This is a genomic window from Variovorax sp. J22R115, assembly GCF_030317005.1.
GTDB lineage: Bacteria > Pseudomonadota > Gammaproteobacteria > Burkholderiales > Burkholderiaceae_C > Variovorax.
In genome coordinates this window covers 644,946-661,523 of record NZ_JASZYM010000001.1, presented here as the reverse complement: position 1 = coordinate 661,523, position 16,578 = coordinate 644,946, and the positions used below count along the sequence as shown (strand labels likewise).

11 protein-coding genes are annotated in these 16,578 nt (G+C 64.5%); 3 read left to right on the top strand and 8 right to left on the bottom strand.

Going from position 1 to position 16,578, the window contains the following annotated elements; translation table 11 throughout:
• Positions 1–140: 140 nt before the first annotated feature.
• The 4 genes from QTI04_RS02910 to QTI04_RS02895 form a co-directional block, all read right to left on the bottom strand.
• Entirely contained in the window at positions 141–818 is a 678-nt protein-coding gene (locus tag QTI04_RS02910) for a hypothetical protein (RefSeq protein WP_286614135.1), read from the bottom strand.
• Entirely contained in the window at positions 815–2,173 is a 1,359-nt protein-coding gene (locus QTI04_RS02905) for a TRAFs-binding domain-containing protein (RefSeq protein ID WP_286614134.1), read from the bottom strand. Before QTI04_RS02905 ends, QTI04_RS02910 begins: the two co-directional genes overlap by 4 nt.
• Positions 2,174–2,264: 91 nt before the next feature.
• Complete coding sequence (locus tag QTI04_RS02900; RefSeq protein ID WP_286614133.1) at positions 2,265–3,830, bottom strand: serine protease; 1,566 nt, start codon at positions 3,828–3,830, stop codon at positions 2,265–2,267.
• 68 nt (positions 3,831–3,898) lie between these two features.
• Entirely contained in the window at positions 3,899–4,516 is a 618-nt protein-coding gene (locus tag QTI04_RS02895; RefSeq protein WP_286614132.1) for a glycoside hydrolase family 108 protein, read from the bottom strand.
• 509 nt (positions 4,517–5,025) lie between these two features.
• On the opposite strand from QTI04_RS02895, the gene QTI04_RS02890 reads away from it, so the two are divergent.
• Positions 5,026–9,162 (top strand): hypothetical protein, encoded by a 4,137-nt coding sequence (locus QTI04_RS02890; protein WP_286614131.1) that lies wholly within the window; start codon positions 5,026–5,028, stop codon positions 9,160–9,162.
• Between the two features lie 90 nt (positions 9,163–9,252).
• On the opposite strand, the gene QTI04_RS02885 is transcribed toward QTI04_RS02890, so the two are convergent.
• The 3 genes from QTI04_RS02885 to QTI04_RS02875 form a co-directional block, all read right to left on the bottom strand.
• The gene (locus QTI04_RS02885; RefSeq protein WP_286614130.1) at positions 9,253–11,301 is read right to left on the bottom strand and encodes a CHAT domain-containing protein; all 2,049 of its coding nucleotides are present in this window, start codon (positions 11,299–11,301) and stop codon (positions 9,253–9,255) included.
• Positions 11,301–12,836, bottom strand: coding sequence for a metallophosphoesterase (locus QTI04_RS02880; RefSeq protein ID WP_286614129.1), 1,536 nt, complete (start codon positions 12,834–12,836; stop codon positions 11,301–11,303). The genes QTI04_RS02885 and QTI04_RS02880 overlap by 1 nt, the downstream gene beginning before the upstream one ends.
• An 87-nt stretch (positions 12,837–12,923) precedes the next feature.
• Positions 12,924–14,543 (bottom strand): hypothetical protein, encoded by a 1,620-nt coding sequence (locus tag QTI04_RS02875; RefSeq protein ID WP_286614128.1) that lies wholly within the window; start codon positions 14,541–14,543, stop codon positions 12,924–12,926.
• Between the two features lie 80 nt (positions 14,544–14,623).
• Here QTI04_RS02875 and QTI04_RS02870 point away from each other — a divergent pair, with 80 nt between their 5' ends.
• Positions 14,624–15,421, top strand: coding sequence for a hypothetical protein (locus QTI04_RS02870; RefSeq protein ID WP_286614127.1), 798 nt, complete (start codon positions 14,624–14,626; stop codon positions 15,419–15,421).
• Positions 15,422–15,471: 50 nt separating this feature from the next.
• Here the strand turns inward: QTI04_RS02870 and QTI04_RS02865 are convergent, their stop codons facing one another.
• The gene (locus QTI04_RS02865) at positions 15,472–16,353 is read right to left on the bottom strand and encodes a hypothetical protein (RefSeq protein ID WP_286614126.1); all 882 of its coding nucleotides are present in this window, start codon (positions 16,351–16,353) and stop codon (positions 15,472–15,474) included.
• Here QTI04_RS02865 and QTI04_RS02860 point away from each other — a divergent pair.
• On the top strand, positions 16,346–16,543 hold the full coding sequence (locus QTI04_RS02860) for a hypothetical protein (RefSeq protein ID WP_286614125.1): 198 nt from the start codon (positions 16,346–16,348) through the stop codon (positions 16,541–16,543). The two genes, QTI04_RS02865 and QTI04_RS02860, sit on opposite strands and share 8 nt — an antisense overlap.
• Positions 16,544–16,578: the final 35 nt, after the last annotated feature.

Genomic DNA, 16,578 nt, shown 5'->3' with positions numbered 1-16,578 from the left:
TTCTTATGAATGTTCATCTGGTTGGGTTCCTTGAGTGATCCGGGGGTTTGGCGATTCCCAGTCTCTCAAACTCAACTCAGATGAACAGATACAACCTATTGGGCCTTCACATCTAGCAGTGGGTCTACGTTGCATCGGATTCACTCCTTCAGCCAGGCGCCAACGCCAGCGTCGACGCCTGGCTTGGGATCCGCCCAGTCGAACGACGCCTCGATCAGGCCGCCCCAGTCGGCGCGCTGCTTCTTGAAGTCCTTCTCGACCAGGTAGAGCACGTCGCGACCCATCCCGCGCATCCAGCCCCATTCCATTGCGACGTTCGGATTCAGTTCGGGCAGGACCTTGTCCTCGACGATCGCGATGCCGCGCCGGCAGCCGAGCAAGTACAACTCGACGTTGTCCCAGAGCAGTGGGTGGAAACGGGCGTCGCTGGCCAGTCGGGGCGTCGCCCCTGCGGCCACGACCGCGGCGCGCACCGCTTCGATCACGGCCAGCAGCGGCTCGTCTTCCGCAGTCGGCTTTTTGGGGTCGACAAACTTCGTCATGATGAAGACCGATCGCTCGAAGTCGGCGATCTGGTGGAACTTGTCGATCTCCTTGCTGTGGCGCACGTGGTAAGGCGGGAAGTCGACCAGGTCGTGCAGGATCTGGCTCAACCACTTGCGGCGGCGTTCGATCTCCACAAGCAGATCGCGGTCGCGCTCGTCCTTCATCGCCGCAGGATACGGCGAGTTGTTGAGGTCCAGGCGCTCCTGTTCCAGCGCGGCGAGCTTGACAATGTCGCTGCGCAGCGCTCGCAGCGCGATGTCGTAGTCGATCATCGAACTTCTCCACTCTTGCTGGAGGCTGCCCGCAGGCGGCCGATGATCGCTTCGACCCGGGACCGATCCGCGTTGGGAGGCAGGCGTTCGAGCAGCCGCTCGACGTTGTGCAGCGTGCTGTCCAGCATCCAGCGCGACGTCGCAACGCTCAGCGCACGGTCGACCGCGTGCTCAGCGGCCGGCCAATCGCCGGCCACCAGCGACAGTTCGAGATCGGTCGCCAGCGCCCAGTAGTCGGGCACGCCCTCCTCCATGCGTTCTTGCAGCGCGGCGCGCACACGTGGCAGCACCTGCGCCAGTTCGGCCAGCGCCGCCGGGTCGCCACGCTGCTGCAGCAAGGTCACCACATTGACGCCGGGATAGTAGTCCTTCGGATTCTTCTCGAACCCAGCGCGATAACTCTGCAGCGCATGATCGAGGTGGGCCTGGCTGGCGGCGCGGTCTCCAACGCTCGCCGCCTGGTCGGCAAGGTCCTTGTAGATGCGCCCGAGGATGCCGAACGTCTCGCCGTCGCCACCGGTCTCCGCCACCAGTTCTTCCATGAGCGCGATTGCACGCTCGCGGTCGCCGTCGGCGTTGCGCCGGTTGAGCGCCAGCGCCAGGAGCTGGCGCACCTCGGGCGACTGGCCGATCTCCGGGGGCGCTTGCGCAGCGAGTGCCACCACCTGGTCCCACTGCGACAGGTCGCGCGATTTGCGCATCAGCGAGAGGTACGCCATCGGGTCGCTGCCGGGCGCTGCGCGCACCGCTTGAGCGGTCTCCTCAAGCTCCCGCGCGGCACGTGATGGCGACTCGACGACACTCTGCACGAAGGGCCTGTTCGCCTTCGCCAGCGACGTGCGCTGGACGCTGCGCTCGAGCGCAAGCTCCGGCGGCAGGCTGACGTCGAGATCCGGATAGAACTCGTAAAGGGGGCTGTCGCTGATGGTCGAGCGCTGACTCTGCCGCACCAACGACTGAAGGGTCGAGCGGAAGGTGTCGGCGTCCTGCAGGCGCCCATCTTGCACGCTGTAGAACAGCACCTGCGCATAGTTCAGGTCGAACGGCAACTGCCCGTGGCTCGAAATCAGGAGCGTGCGGCCCCGGCGCAATGCATGGCGCACGCCCAGTTCGTACAGCACGTTGGGGTTGTGCGTGCTGAGGTCGGCGATCATCAGGTCGCTGCCGATCAACGCGCTGAACAGCATCTTCTGCCAGATCGCGCTCGGCGCGAATTCGTCGAGCCGGCGGCATTCGATGCCCAAGTCGCGCACCGCTGGCGCGATGACTTGGTTGTAGATCGCGTCGAAGTCGATCGGATGGCCATCCTGTCCAGGCTTGACGCCGAACGGGATCGAGACGAAGCAGCTGCGCATGGTATCTCCTATGTCGGTTCGCGGCGTCCCCGGGCTGCGACGCGTTTGATCCTGCAATGCGACCTGCAGATCGCGCCGACCTGGTGCGCTCTCAGGCGCTGCCTTGCCGACTCTGGGAGATTGCCTCGGCGATGGACTGCATCGAAATCCCCTCGTTGGCCGCGTAGCTTCCTGCTTCTCCATTGAGATGCGGCATGCCGAGTTCGCCGCCCATGTGATGCAGGGCGATCACCGCCCAGGCGTTGTCGTTGAAGACCGGGCTGCCGGAGCTGCCTCCTTCTGTAGGCGCACGGTAGTGCACGCGGCAGACCCCTTCCACCGGTGGCTTGCCCGACGGGGGACCTTCGTGACCCAGCAGTTCGTTGTCCTGAAAGGAGAACGAGAGATCACGACCCCCTGGGTGGCCGATCACGTACACGCGCGGCGCTCGCGCGCCACCTTCGGGCGGCGGCCAGTCGGGCAGGCGGCCCGAGATCGGCATGGGCTCGATATTTGTCACCGGCGATTGCAGACGAAGCAGGCTGGCGTCCTGCCGGTCCGGCGGAGCAGACCAGACGATGTCCTTGACGTCGAACACCGGACTGCCCTCGGCGGCCTCGAACACGACCTGCGCTTCGCCTGGCGGGATGCCCGGACTCTGGCCGGACTGGTTCACGACGTGGTAGTTGGTCAGCACCATCAGTTCATCCGGCGGGTCCATTCCCAGATCGCCGGCCCGAACCAGGAAGCCGGTACCGACACGACGACCGAACCGGCGCTTCACAGCAGCCACCGAACGCGCGCGCTTCAGGCCCGTGAGCCACCACTCGTAGGTCTGCGGTCCGTCTTTTCCGAGCACCGCCTCCAGCTGTGCGGCGCTGGGCGTTTCGACGGTCTGAAGCTCCCGCACCCTGCCCGGGCTGAGTTCGATCTGAGCCGAGGGCAATGCGAGCAGGCGACTGCGAAGGAGTGCAACGAGACTGCGCCCGCGGGGATCGTCACCGCGCTCGAGGTCCCAGACCTCGGAAAATTGGCGCAAGGTGCTGGCGACCAGGAAGGCCTTGGCGTCCGGCGATGCGACGTACTCGTGGACTCGACGCTCCACAACGTCCCAGTCGCCCAGGCCCAACGACGCCTCGGCCAACGTCGGCAGGAACCACTCGTCGCGCAGCGCCAAGGGCCTGGCCTCCAGGGTGGCAACCAACTTCCGGGCCAGGGGCTTGAGCTGCAGGTCGGGTGCGACCGCAAGCCCCATGCGACGCGCGCGATGGACCAGCGCCAGCAGATTGACGCCATGCCACGTGTTGCCTTCGTCAAATTCATAGGGTTCGCGGTACACATCGATGGCCGCTGTCAGGGCGCACTGTGCCGCAGGTGCAGACTTGTCGGCCGTGTCGAAGAAGATTTGCTTCCAGGCTCGGCCGAGCAGTCCCTGGGCCTCCGCGCGCTCGGGGTGCGCCGCGCCCAGGCTGTCTGTCAGGGCGCGCAGCACGTCGACGGCCACGGTTGCCAGGCCGCTCTCGATCAGCGCCTGCGCCAGCAGACGTCGATTCTTCGCGTCGCCCGGATCAAGCCGACGCACTGCCTCGGCGAGCCGCAGCATGCGTGGGTAGTCCCGCTCGTTGCGCAACGCCTCGACCAAGGGCTTGGCGGTTGCCACGTCCGCTTCGTCACACATGCCGTGCAGCGACTCCAACGCAACCTCCGCCCGATGCTGCCAAGTCGCGGGTTCCACGGCGAACGGCGTCAGAAGTCGTAGATCGGGTCTTCGCCAATGTCCGGAACGCGCGCGATATGGTCCGCGTCCCCGTAATCCGTTGGGACGTCGGCTTCATAGCCGGGCAGGCCAACCTCCTTGCGCAGTGCATTCAGGCGGTTGTTCCAACCCTTGCGGAAGACGGCCAGCTTCGGATTGGTCACGACCAGCCGATCGTAGAACGCCTCGCGTTCGTTGCAGTAGTTCACCAGCGTCTTCGCGAGGTCGTTGCATTGCTGCACCGCCCGCAACGTGCCGTCGCCAAAGGCGCCATCGACCTGGCATCCCAACGCCGCCTGCAGAAAGCGGACTGCGCGCCCGACGCCCATATTGACAGCGGTGTCGAAGTGCGCGACATCGAGCTTGCGCTCCAAGGTGTCGCAGCGCGCGGGCCGCCAGTAATTTGTTTCGTAAATGCTGCGCATTTCGGCGTCAGACAACTGGCGCACGTCTTGTGCCGACTGTCCTTGCTTCTGGCGCCAGGCGTCGTACACCTTCTGGGTCACGCCACGGTTTGTCGCCCCGCCGGGATCGGCCGGATGATTGACGTAGCCGCCCTCCCATCGAAGGATGAACGGCAGAGAGTCCGCGAAAGAGGCAGTGGGCATGGTGAAGCTCCAATGCTGGCAAGCTGAACGCTTTACGACTTCGGCCGATTGTGCGTCACTGTCTCGTTCTTCGCATCCCCCGAACAGCGTACATCGAAAGGGATCTCGATCAGCGCCACCTCCGAACAGAACCGTGCGTACGCCGGCAACCTCGACCTGCCCGCGCGTGGCCGCGACTCGAGGCCGATTTCGTCCAGGATCTGGAGACCTGACGCCGTTCGACTGCCGCAGAGACTCGTGTCATCGCTCGCACGAAATATTGTCTTGCCGTCGGTGGACAGCCTTGCGCCAACCCCGGCGCCTCTTTCCGACATGACGACGCTCTGGGGGAAGCGATAGCCTTCACCCTCTCGCGCGTTTCTTTGTCGAAATGCGTGGGCGAGACTACGATGAGTCTGTCCCGCGACGTCAGGATCGGAGCAGACATGGCGAGTGCGTGCCAAGCATTTCCGGGGGCAGCCGCGCGCATGCGCGTCAGGCAAGAAGCGCAAGGTCGGCGCGCGAGCACCATGGGCGCCAGAAGCCCGGCGGCGGGCACCGCGAAGCGCACGGCCTCGGCAGTCCCGACAGCGCCGCATCGCGTTCTGCTCCTTCAGCGAACCTTGGGAAACCGCGGCGTCGCGCGGCTCGTGCAGTCCAAGCGGCTGACCGTCCGGCCTGGCCTCGGCGGCACCGTGCAACTCAAGGCCGCGCCGGAGCCGGCGCGAGAGCAGCCCGAGCCGGCCACCGTCAGCGGCCCCGGCCCGACGGGGTCGCCGGTGCAGCCGGCCGAATTGCAGAAAGAAGTCCAGGGCGTGACCGCGCACGCGCCCGACAAGTCCCCGATCATCGCGCCAGGCACCACCGGCGCCGAAACAGGCCAAGCGGCCGAGGCGGCAGCTGTCGAGCCGACTGCGCCCGCGGCGCCTGCCGCAGTCGCCATACCGCCGGCCACGCCCGACGAAGATCCCGCCTATCAATCGGTGGTGCAGCAGCTGAAGACAAAGGCGGCGCGTGAGAAGACGCCCCATCGAACCCCGCAGAAGAAACAGGCCGAAACTCTGAATGCCGCGAAGCTGAGCGCTCAGGAAGCCAGCAAGCAGGACGCCTACAGCAGTCATCTCGGCCGGCTCGAAGAGACGCAACCGCAGGACCTCACGGTCGACCAGTTCATGGGGCAGTTCAAGGCCCTGACCACCGGGCTGGCCGACAGCCTTCCGAAAAGCAAGGATGAACAAGATTCGGAGCCGTCCGTGGTCGGACGCGGCATCGCCAGCGCCAACGTGAAGGTGGCCGTCGTCCGGCAGGCCAACGTCCATTCCGGCTCCCTGCGCACCGAAGCGGCCAAGGATGCCGCCAGCTACCAGCAGGCTCGCGAGCCCGAGGCGAAGCCCGAACTGGTGGCCGATCCTGCCGGCACCACCCCGGCGATCCAGCAGGCCGGCATCGCCGCGCCCAAGCCGAAGGCGGACGAGCAGATCTCCCTGGACGACAAGAGCCGCTCCCTGGACGATGCCCTGCAGAACCACAGCATCGGCGGCCAGCGCGTCAACATCGACGAAGCCTCGCTGGCTCTGCCTGTGTCCGGCGAACCGAGCTTCGACGAAGCCGGTGCGGCCAAGCGCAAGGCCCAGGACGAAATCCGCAAGACCCAGCCGCGCTACCGGGAAGAGGAAAGAAAGCTGATCGGCCAAACGCAACAGGACATGCGTGCCGTCGTCAACGGCGGTCTGCAACTGCAGCACGGGGCACGCAAGAAGAGCTTCGACGCAGTGCTGGAGGCGCAGCAGAAGCACAAGGAAAGCCTGGAACGCAAGAAGAACGCGGTCTTCAAGGAAATCGAAGGGATCTACGCAGACACCAAGACCAAGGTCAACGGCGAGCTGGTCAAGCTGGAGGGCATCAACGACACCTTCGCGGGCATCCTGACCAAGGCGCAGGATTCCTTCGACGGGCTCGTCAGGAACGATCTCGAGTACATCTACACGCCGGGAGTCTTCGACTACAGCGATTGGAAGGACAAGCACGAAAGCGAGATCAAGGAAGAGTATGAAAAGCGCATCCGCGATCGCGATGGGCGTCCGTCTGCCTTCCTTGCCGCGGATCCGGCCTACCTCGAAGCGCTCAAGACGGTCCGCGACCGATCCGCGGCGTCGCTCTTCAGGACGGCGCGCAGCATCTTCGTCTACGACGTCAACGCGCAGGTCGAGGAGAAGATCGCCAAGCCGGTCGTGGCGGCCCTGAACGCGGCGCGCAAGCACGTGCGCGACGGCAAGGCACGGGTCGCCACGGCGTACGCCGGGCTCAACCCGAAAGAGCAGGAAGAAGCCAGGAACGTGCTCGATGCGGTCACCGGCAAGTTCGATCAGCTCGACGAGAACGTCCGGGACAAGCAGCAGGAAGTCATCGGCGACATGGCTCGCACCTACAACCAGAGCCTCGGCAAGCTCGAGGCCCGGTTCGAGGAAATCAAGAAGGATGTGCTGACCAGCTGGTTCGAGAAGGCCTGGAACAAGGTCAAGGCCGTCGTCAACGCGATCATCGAGTTCGCGACCCGGATCCTGGAGCTCCTGGGACGCCTGGCCCACCTGATCGGCGATATCGTCTCGAGCCCTCGCGCCTTCTTCAGTAATTTGGTCGGCGGGATCGGCCACGGCTTCTCGGCCTTCATCGAAGGCATCGGCCAGTTCCTCGCGACGGCTTTCTTCGACTGGTTGCGCGGGTCGAGTGGCGTGACGGTCCAGATGCCCAAGGACCTGGGACCCCAAGGCATCTTCAGTCTCTTCACGCAATTGCTGAGCCTGAGCAAGGAAACCGTCTTCGAGCGGATGGAAGTCGTCTACGGCAAGGTCGTTGCGAATGCCTTCCGGCGCGGAGAGGTTCTGCTCGACAAGGGCCTGGAGGTCTTCGACCTCGTCAAGAAGGAAGGCCTGAGCGGGCTGTGGGGCGAAATCAAGAACTCCCTGGGCGACATCCTCGAAGAGACCCTGGAGATGATCAAGGAGAACGTGCTCTACGCGGCAATCAAGAAGGTCATCCTGGAAGTCGGCAAGATGCTCGTACCCGGTGGTGGCTTCATCGCGATCGCCGAGAAGATCGTCCGGCTGCTGAAGTTCATCGTCGAAGCGCGCGACAAGATCCTGGACCTGATCGAATCCTTCGTGGATTCCGTCGAGATGGCGGTCAAGGGCAATGTCGGCGGCATCGTCAAGCACATCACGGCGGCGCTCACGAAGTTCATCACGATCGCCCTCGACTTCCTGGTCGGCGTCTTCGGGTTGGGAGACCTCAAGGACAAGGTGACGCGCTTCATCGACAGGATCCGGCAGCCCGTCATTCGCGGCATCGACTGGGTGCTCAACAAGTTCAAGCCCCTGGTCATGAAGGGTCGGAAGCTCGTTGAAAAGGGTATGGCGAAGGTGACGGCGGCGGGCAAGGCCGTGGTGCAGGTCGGTGTTCCGAAGGACCCGAACGAAAGGCTCAGGCTGGCCGCCCGCGCCTCCGTGGCGGCCGCCCGGAAGCTCAGCGGAAGGGTCACACGCTCCTTGCTGAACCCGGTGCTGGGCGCCATCAGGCTCCGATACGGCCTGACGTCGATACAACCCTACGAGAAGAACGGGACATGGTGGATCACCGCCACCATCAATCCGAAGCTTGACCAGAGCCTCGACGTTCCCGCGTCAACGACCGCAGCAGGCGCCTCGCCGGGCAGCGAATGGTGGAAGGCGCACACGCATTTCAACGCCAAAGATGGCAGCTCGCACACGCTGTTCTTCAAAGGGGAAAGCCGTGAAGGTGAACTGATGGTCGAGTCGTCGCCGATGCCGGTGTTCGTCTTTCTAGCGAAGGTCCTCGACCGGATCAACGGCGAGGCGACCAAGAGCCTGGATGTCCTTCGGGAGCCGCACCGGGTGGCCTTCAAACTGGCGCAGGCGGTTCGCAAGAAGATGCTTGAACTGCAGCACGAGGACAACCCGCGCCAGGCGAACGAGGTGGCGGCGCTGAACAGGAACATGAACCGCCTGGCCTACGCGATCCAGCCCCTGATCGACGTGCTGTTCCCTGACACCAAGCATCCGGCCGGACTGGTCGAGGGCGCGTACATCCGGATCTACAGCCGCAACGACAAGATCGCGGTGGTCAAGAGCTTCGAGACGTACCAAGGCATTCCGATGTTCAGCTACGACACGCTCACCGAGCGGTCCTACAGCAAGACACGGGAGGGCGGAGCGTCCGGGCCAGGGACGTTCCGCGTCGCGGGCCTGGGCCAGGATTTCGAACTGACCGTGCTGGACGCTCGCTATGTCTTCCTCGGTGCCAATCCGAGCCTGGACACTTTCGAGGGCAGGCAGCTCTTTCTCAAGGTCGCGAAGAAGATGCAGAAACAGAACAAGCTGCGATTCGCCGATGCCAGGGAAAGCATCCACAGCGTCGTTATTTTGCACGGCGGGGGCCAATACCAGCTCGATCAATGCCATCTGAGCCACATCGTCGATGCGCAAGCCTGGTGGAACGCCAATGGCAGAGTGACGGCCCCGAGGTCGAGCGTCGTGCGCGAATTCATGAACGATCCGGACAACTACGAACTGGAGCCCGCCGGGCCCAATTTGTCCCGCGGCGGCGCGTTGTCGGGTCCGGAAACGCGCTACCGGCCGCCCGTGCGCTGAACTGCAGCCTTGCACTTGATCCGCAACCCGCTGCGCGTCGCATCGGGGACGCGCGGTGAGCCGTCTTGGCCGCGATGGCGGCGTGGGAAGTCAATAGTCCCAAGTCGGCTGCACGCTCGACGGCAGCGCAGCCAGCATGGCTTCGGCCACGGGCTCGAGCGCCACGAAGTCGGGTGCCAACCCGTTCAACCATTCGAGATAGCGCAGCACTTGCCGCCGAGTCGAGAAGGCGTGGAACGATGAAGCCTTGGTCAATGCAACAATGCGATGCGCGGCGTCAACCGCGCGCTTTCCGAAGTCCTCGTTCGGCCGCAAGGTCGACAGGCCCTTCACCAGCGGTGCCAGCAGGTAGAGCTCCGCCAGATTGCCGTAGGCCCAGGCGCGATGGCCTGCGTCCCCCGCTTCCGCGTCATTGAGCGATTGAACTTCGGCAGCGAGCCACAACGACAGCGTGTCCTGATCGGCGCGGTCGAGGGGCTTGGGCAGACGGCCCAAGCTCTGGAGCACGAGCGTGAGCGAAAGGTATTGAACGACCACCCAGGGGTCCGAGCGTCGAAGGATGTAGGCATCCCAGTAGAGGCTGCGGGCAAGCTCCAGGCCTTCGATGATGCGTGCGCCGTCCGGCGTCAGATCGCTCACGCCGACGGTCCAGTCACCGAGCGCGTGAAAGCGCAACTGCGCCTCGCGCTTGTGAGTGCTCGCGAGTTGCGCGAGGATCCGCGCGCTCTGCTTCGGATACGAGGCCATCGCTGCTTCGAGGCGCCGTCGTGCGGCGGCCACGTGTACCAGGGCCTGCGAGATCATGTCGACCCGACTCGATTCCGAAGGCTCCGCGTCCGTCTGCGACGTCGGCTTGTCGCGCGCAGACAGAGTCCGCAGCACCCGGTCCGCCGCGCCGAGCGCGTTGTCGATGCTGCCCATGGCCTGTTGAATGCACGCATCGGCGAGCTGACTCTCGAAGTCGGGGGGAAGTGTCGCGTAGGCGGTCAGGCTGGCCCAGTCGTGCGTCTGGCGAAATCGGGCATGCAACCGCCGCCGCAAGCCGACGAGCAGCTTGCGCGGATCCTCGCCCCAGAGCAGGCCTTCGTAGAGATCCTGTACCAGCATCACGGATCCACCGAACGACAACGGGAACTGACTTGCCACGACGAGCGGGACGCCGGCCTCGTGCAACGCATGTCCGATGCTCGCACCCACGCCGGTCACGGTACCGACATTGCCGCTGTGGCAACTGGCCAGGGTCACCACGGCGGGGCGGGTGAAGCAGCCGGGCTCGTTGCGCTTCGCGGCACGCAGGATGCTCGCAAGGCGCTCGCCGGAAACAACCTCGCGACCCGACGGCTCGGCCGGCGCGTGCAGCGCAAGTCCGTAGCGCACGTCGTAGTCCGTTCGCAGCTCGACCCCGTGGGCCAGGATATGGACATGCGTGTAGCGTCCGCTCGCGCAGGCTTCCTCGAGGGTCGCGACCGTGGCGTCCGGGATCAGGGCCAGCCGTTCCGCGACGATGGCGCGACGCTCGGCCTCGTCGATGTTGTCGGGCAACGCGAGCCACGGAATCAGGGCGCGACGCAAGGCGAGGAGGTGCGCTTCGGCCGGTACCGGCTCCAGGCCCGGCGGAGACGCGTAGGCGAACAGCACGCGCGGATGTTTGGGCCAGACCACGAACTCGTCCGGAACGCGGCGCGTCTCGCGCGTGATGCAAACGGGTTGCTGCGACTGAAGCGACAGCGGCTGGCCGGCGCCCGGAAAGCCGCTCGGCGCGGTCGCCAGCTCGAAGGGCAGCAACGCGAGTTCGGAGGCGGACAGAATCAGGCGCAGGTGGGTGACTCGATCGCAGTCGTCGCCGCGGCGCGCATCATCGGCTGCATCCTGCCAGTTCAGATCGGCCGTGAGGCCCGGGATGCGACCAAGCACCTCGCCCAACACCCGCGCCGTATCGACGACCTGGAACTCGCGCGGCTCCTCGCCCATCTGGTAGCTCAGCGCGCGCAGTCGATACAGCATCTGGTTGTGTTCGAACGGCACGCGCCACGAGACCGCGGAATGGTTCTCACACAGTGCGAGGTAGTCGGTCAGCGGCGAGAGCAACTGGTTGTGCGGCGGGCCGTGGCGCAGCAATTCGAGTGTGATCGTGCGCATCAGCCGGCCCTCACGAACTCGGTGTCGGGAACGGCTTCCCATTGATACGCGGTCGGCGTCTTCGGCGCCGAGGGTATCGCAGCGATATGGAACAACTGGCCCTTCGCTGCGCCCGCTGCTGCTTCCGCACGGATCGCGACGACCGAGTTCGGCCTGAGAACAAGCCCGGGTTCCGCATCGAGCTTGCTCATGTCGCCATGCTGGAGCACCTTGAACAGACGCGCGAATCCGGCAGCGTCCTGCCGTACCTTGGGCACGATGCGGATCAGGCGCGCCCAGGTGCCGCTGTTGAAATAGACGCCGCCCCCGTTGCGGCGCGGAAGTGCGCGCTCGAGGTGGGTGTGTCCGGCCACCACGAAGTCGATCACAGGCGATATCTCCCTGTCCAGCGCCTTTGCCGTGTCGTCGTAGTCGCGCGTGTCGAAACTTCGGTCGCGGTCGAGTTTGTCCAGCGCTTCGCGCAGGACTTCCTCGGTGGGCTGATCGTTGATCCATTTCCAGAGTGCGCCCGCCATGCCCAGCTGGCTGGCTTCAAGGCCTTCGACCATTTCCAGCGGGTCGATATCGCGTCGAACCGCTTCTTCGACTGCCAGCATCATCTGGTTGGCAACGACCCGAGCATCGCGTCGAGAGAAAGCCCCGGCCAGCGGACTCGATGAAGCTGAAAGGGGCGCAGATGCCGCCTCTTCGCCGAGCATCCCGCGCGGCTTGCGCAGTGCGGCCGACAGCCGGTTGCCGGCGACGCCGACGAGGCCTGCGACGCGATCGAGCGACGCCAGCTGGCTTGGATCACACGCCGCCAGCACCGGAACGACACCTTCCTTCTCGGGCTTGAGCAGGTCGACAAACGGAAAGGTCCGCTTCACGCCATTCATCACGTCGATCACCATCTGGGTGCCGGCATTGGGGATCCAAGATTCGACCGGACGACCGAGTTGCACGTCCCGTCCGATCTCGCGAATCCGTTCGAAATCCGATGGATTCCACCGATCGACCTCGTTGCCATGCACACACAGCACGCTGCGGCCACCGACCGTGCAGGAGACCCCGGTGCCGTCCGTGACCAAGTGCAGTCGGCGCGTGGCGTCTCCGTCTTCGGGCGCTTCGCCCACGAGCAGTTCGGCAAGGCGACGGCGAACCCAGGGCAGTGCTAGCTCGAGGTCGTGGTTGCCAAGGTTCACGATCAGGTGCCGGTTCGGCAGATCGAGAAATGCGCGCAACGCCGCGAAGATGGGCTCGAACGTCGGATCTGTTTGCGCGATGCGCTCGAGCTTGGTGATCGCGCCGAATGGATCGAAGTGGCGCGGATCGCTTTCGGCAAGAAAGTCGATGAAGTCACCGTTGATCAAGAGTGCGACCTGCTGAGCCGGGTCGCGACGGCCCAATTCGCCGATCAGCCAGACCATCGCGTCGGTCGATCCGAAAATCTGGAACCCGACGTCGCCGCCGAAGTGCAGGTCTGAGACGACGTAGAGTTGGTCGAATCGCAGGTGTGGTATCACGCGCGCTTCCCGTGGTTTGAGGCGATTCTGCATGCGAGCGCCGACCGCGTCCATCCTCCGGCCGAAGGAGGGCTCGCGCGCGCCCCTGTTGTGGCCAAGAGCTACATGGGAGGCGCACGCTCAATGCGCAGCCCGGAGCAGGTCGCGAAAAAGGTCATCCGTGCGGGCCAGGCGGGACCTGCCGAGTTTGCGGAACTTCATTCCCATGCCTTGGGAGGCCGGCCCAAGCATGGATCGGACCAGGTCGACCTCGGTGGTGTCGTCCACCACCAGGACCACACGCTGAGGCGCGACAAACGTGGCGAGTTGCCGCAATTCGTACTCGCAGCCGCGCCGTTCATGCGAGATGCCGCGCAGGTCCATCACGATCGCGTCGGCACGGATCATGAGCTCGACCACGGTGGCCTGCCAGGTCGTGTCGGCGCAGCAGAACTCGTTGATGCGAAACCGGCCATCGGGGTCGCGCTGCGTGTCCTGAGCGTCGAGCCTGCGTTGCAGATCGGCAGCCGAACGCACGAAAGTCTCATCGACGGTGCCGAGCATGTAGTGCAGGTAGTCGCCGGGGTCGATGGTCCGCGCGACAACGTCCGGTGCCGCGATGACGCTCACCGGACCGAAGTAGCGCCAGCGGTTTCCGATGCGATCGAACAACCTTCCGGTTCTTGCCGTATCGCCGAACACGCGCAGCAACAGCAAGTTGCGCGGCGGCGGTGCATCACGCGTCACCTTGAGCCATCCGAAAACTCGGACACTGATGAAAACGAATACGACATAGGTCGCCACGCACCCTGCAGCGCCCCATGCGGCGTGCTCGCTGCTGCCGACGCCTGAAGCCACACTGGCGACGAGCATGAGCCACCAGGCGCGTGCCAGCAACTGCACATCCGAAAAGCGCTTGTGCTCGTAGGCGCGCGCCAGGACATGCAGGCGCTTCCATGCGACCCATCCCACTGGAACGGCAACGGCCAGAAAGGTCAGGTGCCAAGCCAGGTGCCCAAAGAGCCCATAGCTTCCCAGGATCAACGCGCCGCCCGCGTGGGAGTCCGCCAGCGCCCGCGTGGCTTGGACTCCAAGAAACGGCGCCGTACCAAAAACCAGCAGACCCGCAAAAGTGATTGGCACCACACCCCGAAACCTCGACACACCGCTGCCCAGGATCAGGAACATTGGAAGCGCCAGGACGACTGCGGCAAGCTGAAGAAAATCAAGGAATCGTCGCGACACGTCGAAAGTGATCGGCTCTCCGCTGAGGCTTCGCTGCAAGAGCAACGCGCCGACGGTCGTCGCGGCGCCTGCTGCCAGGAGCGCAACGCCAAACAAGGCGCCACGCGGCCACGGCCAGGCGAGTGACACTCCGACCATCGGCACGACGGCGCACAGGTACACACCCGCCGTCAAGGAGACCCGCGCCAGATTGACGGGGATCTCTCCGCTTGCGAGGTAGGTAATCGCGAGAAGCACCGAGGCAACACCGACCGAAAGCAGCCATCCGGCGATGACCCGTCGATGCACGGTGCGCTCCCAGGCCATCGCCCGGTCTTCGTGATTCGGGATGGCCTCGATGGCATGGAGCGACGCCAGCGATGCCGCAGGCGTGCCGCGCACCGCAAGCGCATCGCCCGGCGCAGAGGCCATGCCGGCAAGGACTGCCACCCGGTAACGCCATTGCACGAACGCCAGCACCAGCACGCCGACGATGAGCGTCACATGGAAATGGTACGAGAGCTCGCCGACCGACATGACGTGTACCTCGATTGAACTTGCAATCCGGGTGGTCTGAGCTAATGTAAGCCTTTGGCCATTTTTCGCGGTGCCTGCGCATGACCATGACGTCCAGTCTTCTGCGAGGCGGTACCCGCCGGATGCTTCTCGCCACGCTCGCGCTGGCCCTCCTGTATATCGCGGTCAGCGAATCGTTCATGGCGCTGAGCATGCCCGTGATGGTCTGGTATCTGGAGCGCGACTTGCAGCCGAAACTTGAACGCGAAGCTGCGCAGGTGGCGGCGGCCTCGGCCGCACGCGAGGCAACGCTGGCTCCGGGGCATCGCCTTGCGGCGTGGCATCTGGGACTCAACATGGGATATGCGAGTCACGTCCTCGGGGGCGTCGCGAATTCGTCGCCTTCCGAGCAGCAGCACGTACGTTCGACGCTGGCCGAGCACTTTGCAAACGCTCAGCGGGCGGCTGCATTCCTTCAGGTAGAGGGCCCTTTCGTGCTGGAGTCGGCCACCGTGCATGACGCAGCCAACTTGCGCTTTCGGATAGAGGCCGCTGATCTCGCGATGGGTACGCTGATCGCCGCGCGACTCGGCCCTCGCCATCGGCACCTCTTTCTCTTGGGAATGCATGTGGGGATGCACCTGGCGCTGCTCGATCTGCAGGCGTCGATCGCTTCGCGCGACTCCAACTCCAGCAGCAGACCGAAGCCGCCGCGCACGCTGATCCGGCGACACGCGACGCTTGCAGGCTTGTCGCCAGCGCAGTGGGAGCCGCTTGCGACCACCTCCGCCACGGCCTCCTACCAGTTGATCGCACAGGACTATCGCAAAGCGATGGCAGCGGCCGGCCTCGCGGTTCTTGCCATCCCCGTCGCCGTTGTCGGCGTCCGCTCCGATTGAGATAGGGCCAGTCGACTTGAATACCCGCTCGTCCCATCGATGCAGGATGGTCATCCATCCTTGTCATCCTTCTCGCCTTCACCGGGCTTCTTCCCGGTTCCTCGCAGTTGCACCAGCTTCTGCAACGCGTCGAACCAGAACGGCGCCCCAAACAATACAGAAAGAGCAGTCAGCAGCCAGCCAGCCACCTGTTGCCAGGTCCTGGCATCCTGCAAGTCGAACGCATTCAAGCGGTCTGTCGTCCATCCGACCGGGAGCTTTGCCATCGTTTCAACAGTCGATGAAAGCGCCTGCCCCTCGAGACCCGCGCCCGCCGAGATTTGCGCCGTGTAGGCGGGGCGCGCCCAGATCGCGCTGAAGAGGCCCACGCTATCGATGTTCAGTGCCGCCGCAACCGCCAGGCCGATGACGAAGGACACCGCCTGGGTGCGGCGCTTGTAAGTGCCTGCCACGCGTTCCATTCCCGAATCGAACCAGGCCGACAACTGCGTCTCGATGGCCTCACGCCGTCCATTCGCCCTTCGATACATCGCCGCCAGCATGCCTCGGATCTGCGGATCGCCGACGTGATCGATCGCGATCGCGAGGTCCAGGCCGTTCTTGCCTGCGCCCACCGCATTGGTCTGCACACTGTCCAGCAGCGCCTGAGCGAAGTGCAGCGGTTCCATGTACGACGGCTTGGACTTCAAGTCCTTCTCGCTGCCGATCATCAATGAGCCCAACGGATTCGCCAATGAGTGTCGATAGATCGCCAGCGCCAGCGAGTTGAACTTCTTGTCGTTCAGCAACTCCTTGATGCCTTGAAGAAGACCTCGGGCTCGCAAGCCGAGGAACGATGAGATGGCCTCGTTGATCTGGCTCGTGATCAAGCTCACGGAGGCGAAGCAGAACACCAAGCCGATGGCAACTTCCAGCACAGTGCTGTTGAGCATTTCGAGACTCCTCGATGTCCGCGCGTGGGCAGCGCACGCGCACTCCGACGTGATGCGCAGCCGCGCGATCAGGCTGAACGTACTCCAGATCCTGGCTCTGCACATCCCCAGGAAGCAGTACAGCTTCAGTGCCATTGCTGCGCTCGAGAACCGGCTCGCAGAGCGTCTGCAGCAGGCTCCAAACAATTGATGACGTCACGGCCGACAGTGCGTTTGGTTAGCTCG

What these genes read in the sequence shown, in the direction of transcription:
- QTI04_RS02910 (WP_286614135.1), bottom strand. Translation starts at nt 818, where the DNA reads ATGATCGACTACGACATCGCGCTGCGAGCGCTGCGCAGCGACATTGTC.
- QTI04_RS02905 (WP_286614134.1), bottom strand. Translation starts at nt 2,173, where the DNA reads ATGCGCAGCTGCTTCGTCTCGATCCCGTTCGGCGTCAAGCCTGGACAG.
- QTI04_RS02900 (WP_286614133.1), bottom strand. Translation starts at nt 3,830, where the DNA reads ATGTGTGACGAAGCGGACGTGGCAACCGCCAAGCCCTTGGTCGAGGCG.
- QTI04_RS02895 (WP_286614132.1), bottom strand. Translation starts at nt 4,516, where the DNA reads ATGCCCACTGCCTCTTTCGCGGACTCTCTGCCGTTCATCCTTCGATGG.
- QTI04_RS02890 (WP_286614131.1), top strand. Translation starts at nt 5,026, where the DNA reads ATGGGCGCCAGAAGCCCGGCGGCGGGCACCGCGAAGCGCACGGCCTCG.
- QTI04_RS02885 (WP_286614130.1), bottom strand. Translation starts at nt 11,301, where the DNA reads ATGCGCACGATCACACTCGAATTGCTGCGCCACGGCCCGCCGCACAAC.
- QTI04_RS02880 (WP_286614129.1), bottom strand. Translation starts at nt 12,836, where the DNA reads ATGCAGAATCGCCTCAAACCACGGGAAGCGCGCGTGATACCACACCTG.
- QTI04_RS02875 (WP_286614128.1), bottom strand. Translation starts at nt 14,543, where the DNA reads ATGTCGGTCGGCGAGCTCTCGTACCATTTCCATGTGACGCTCATCGTC.
- QTI04_RS02870 (WP_286614127.1), top strand. Translation starts at nt 14,624, where the DNA reads ATGACCATGACGTCCAGTCTTCTGCGAGGCGGTACCCGCCGGATGCTT.
- QTI04_RS02865 (WP_286614126.1), bottom strand. Translation starts at nt 16,353, where the DNA reads ATGCTCAACAGCACTGTGCTGGAAGTTGCCATCGGCTTGGTGTTCTGC.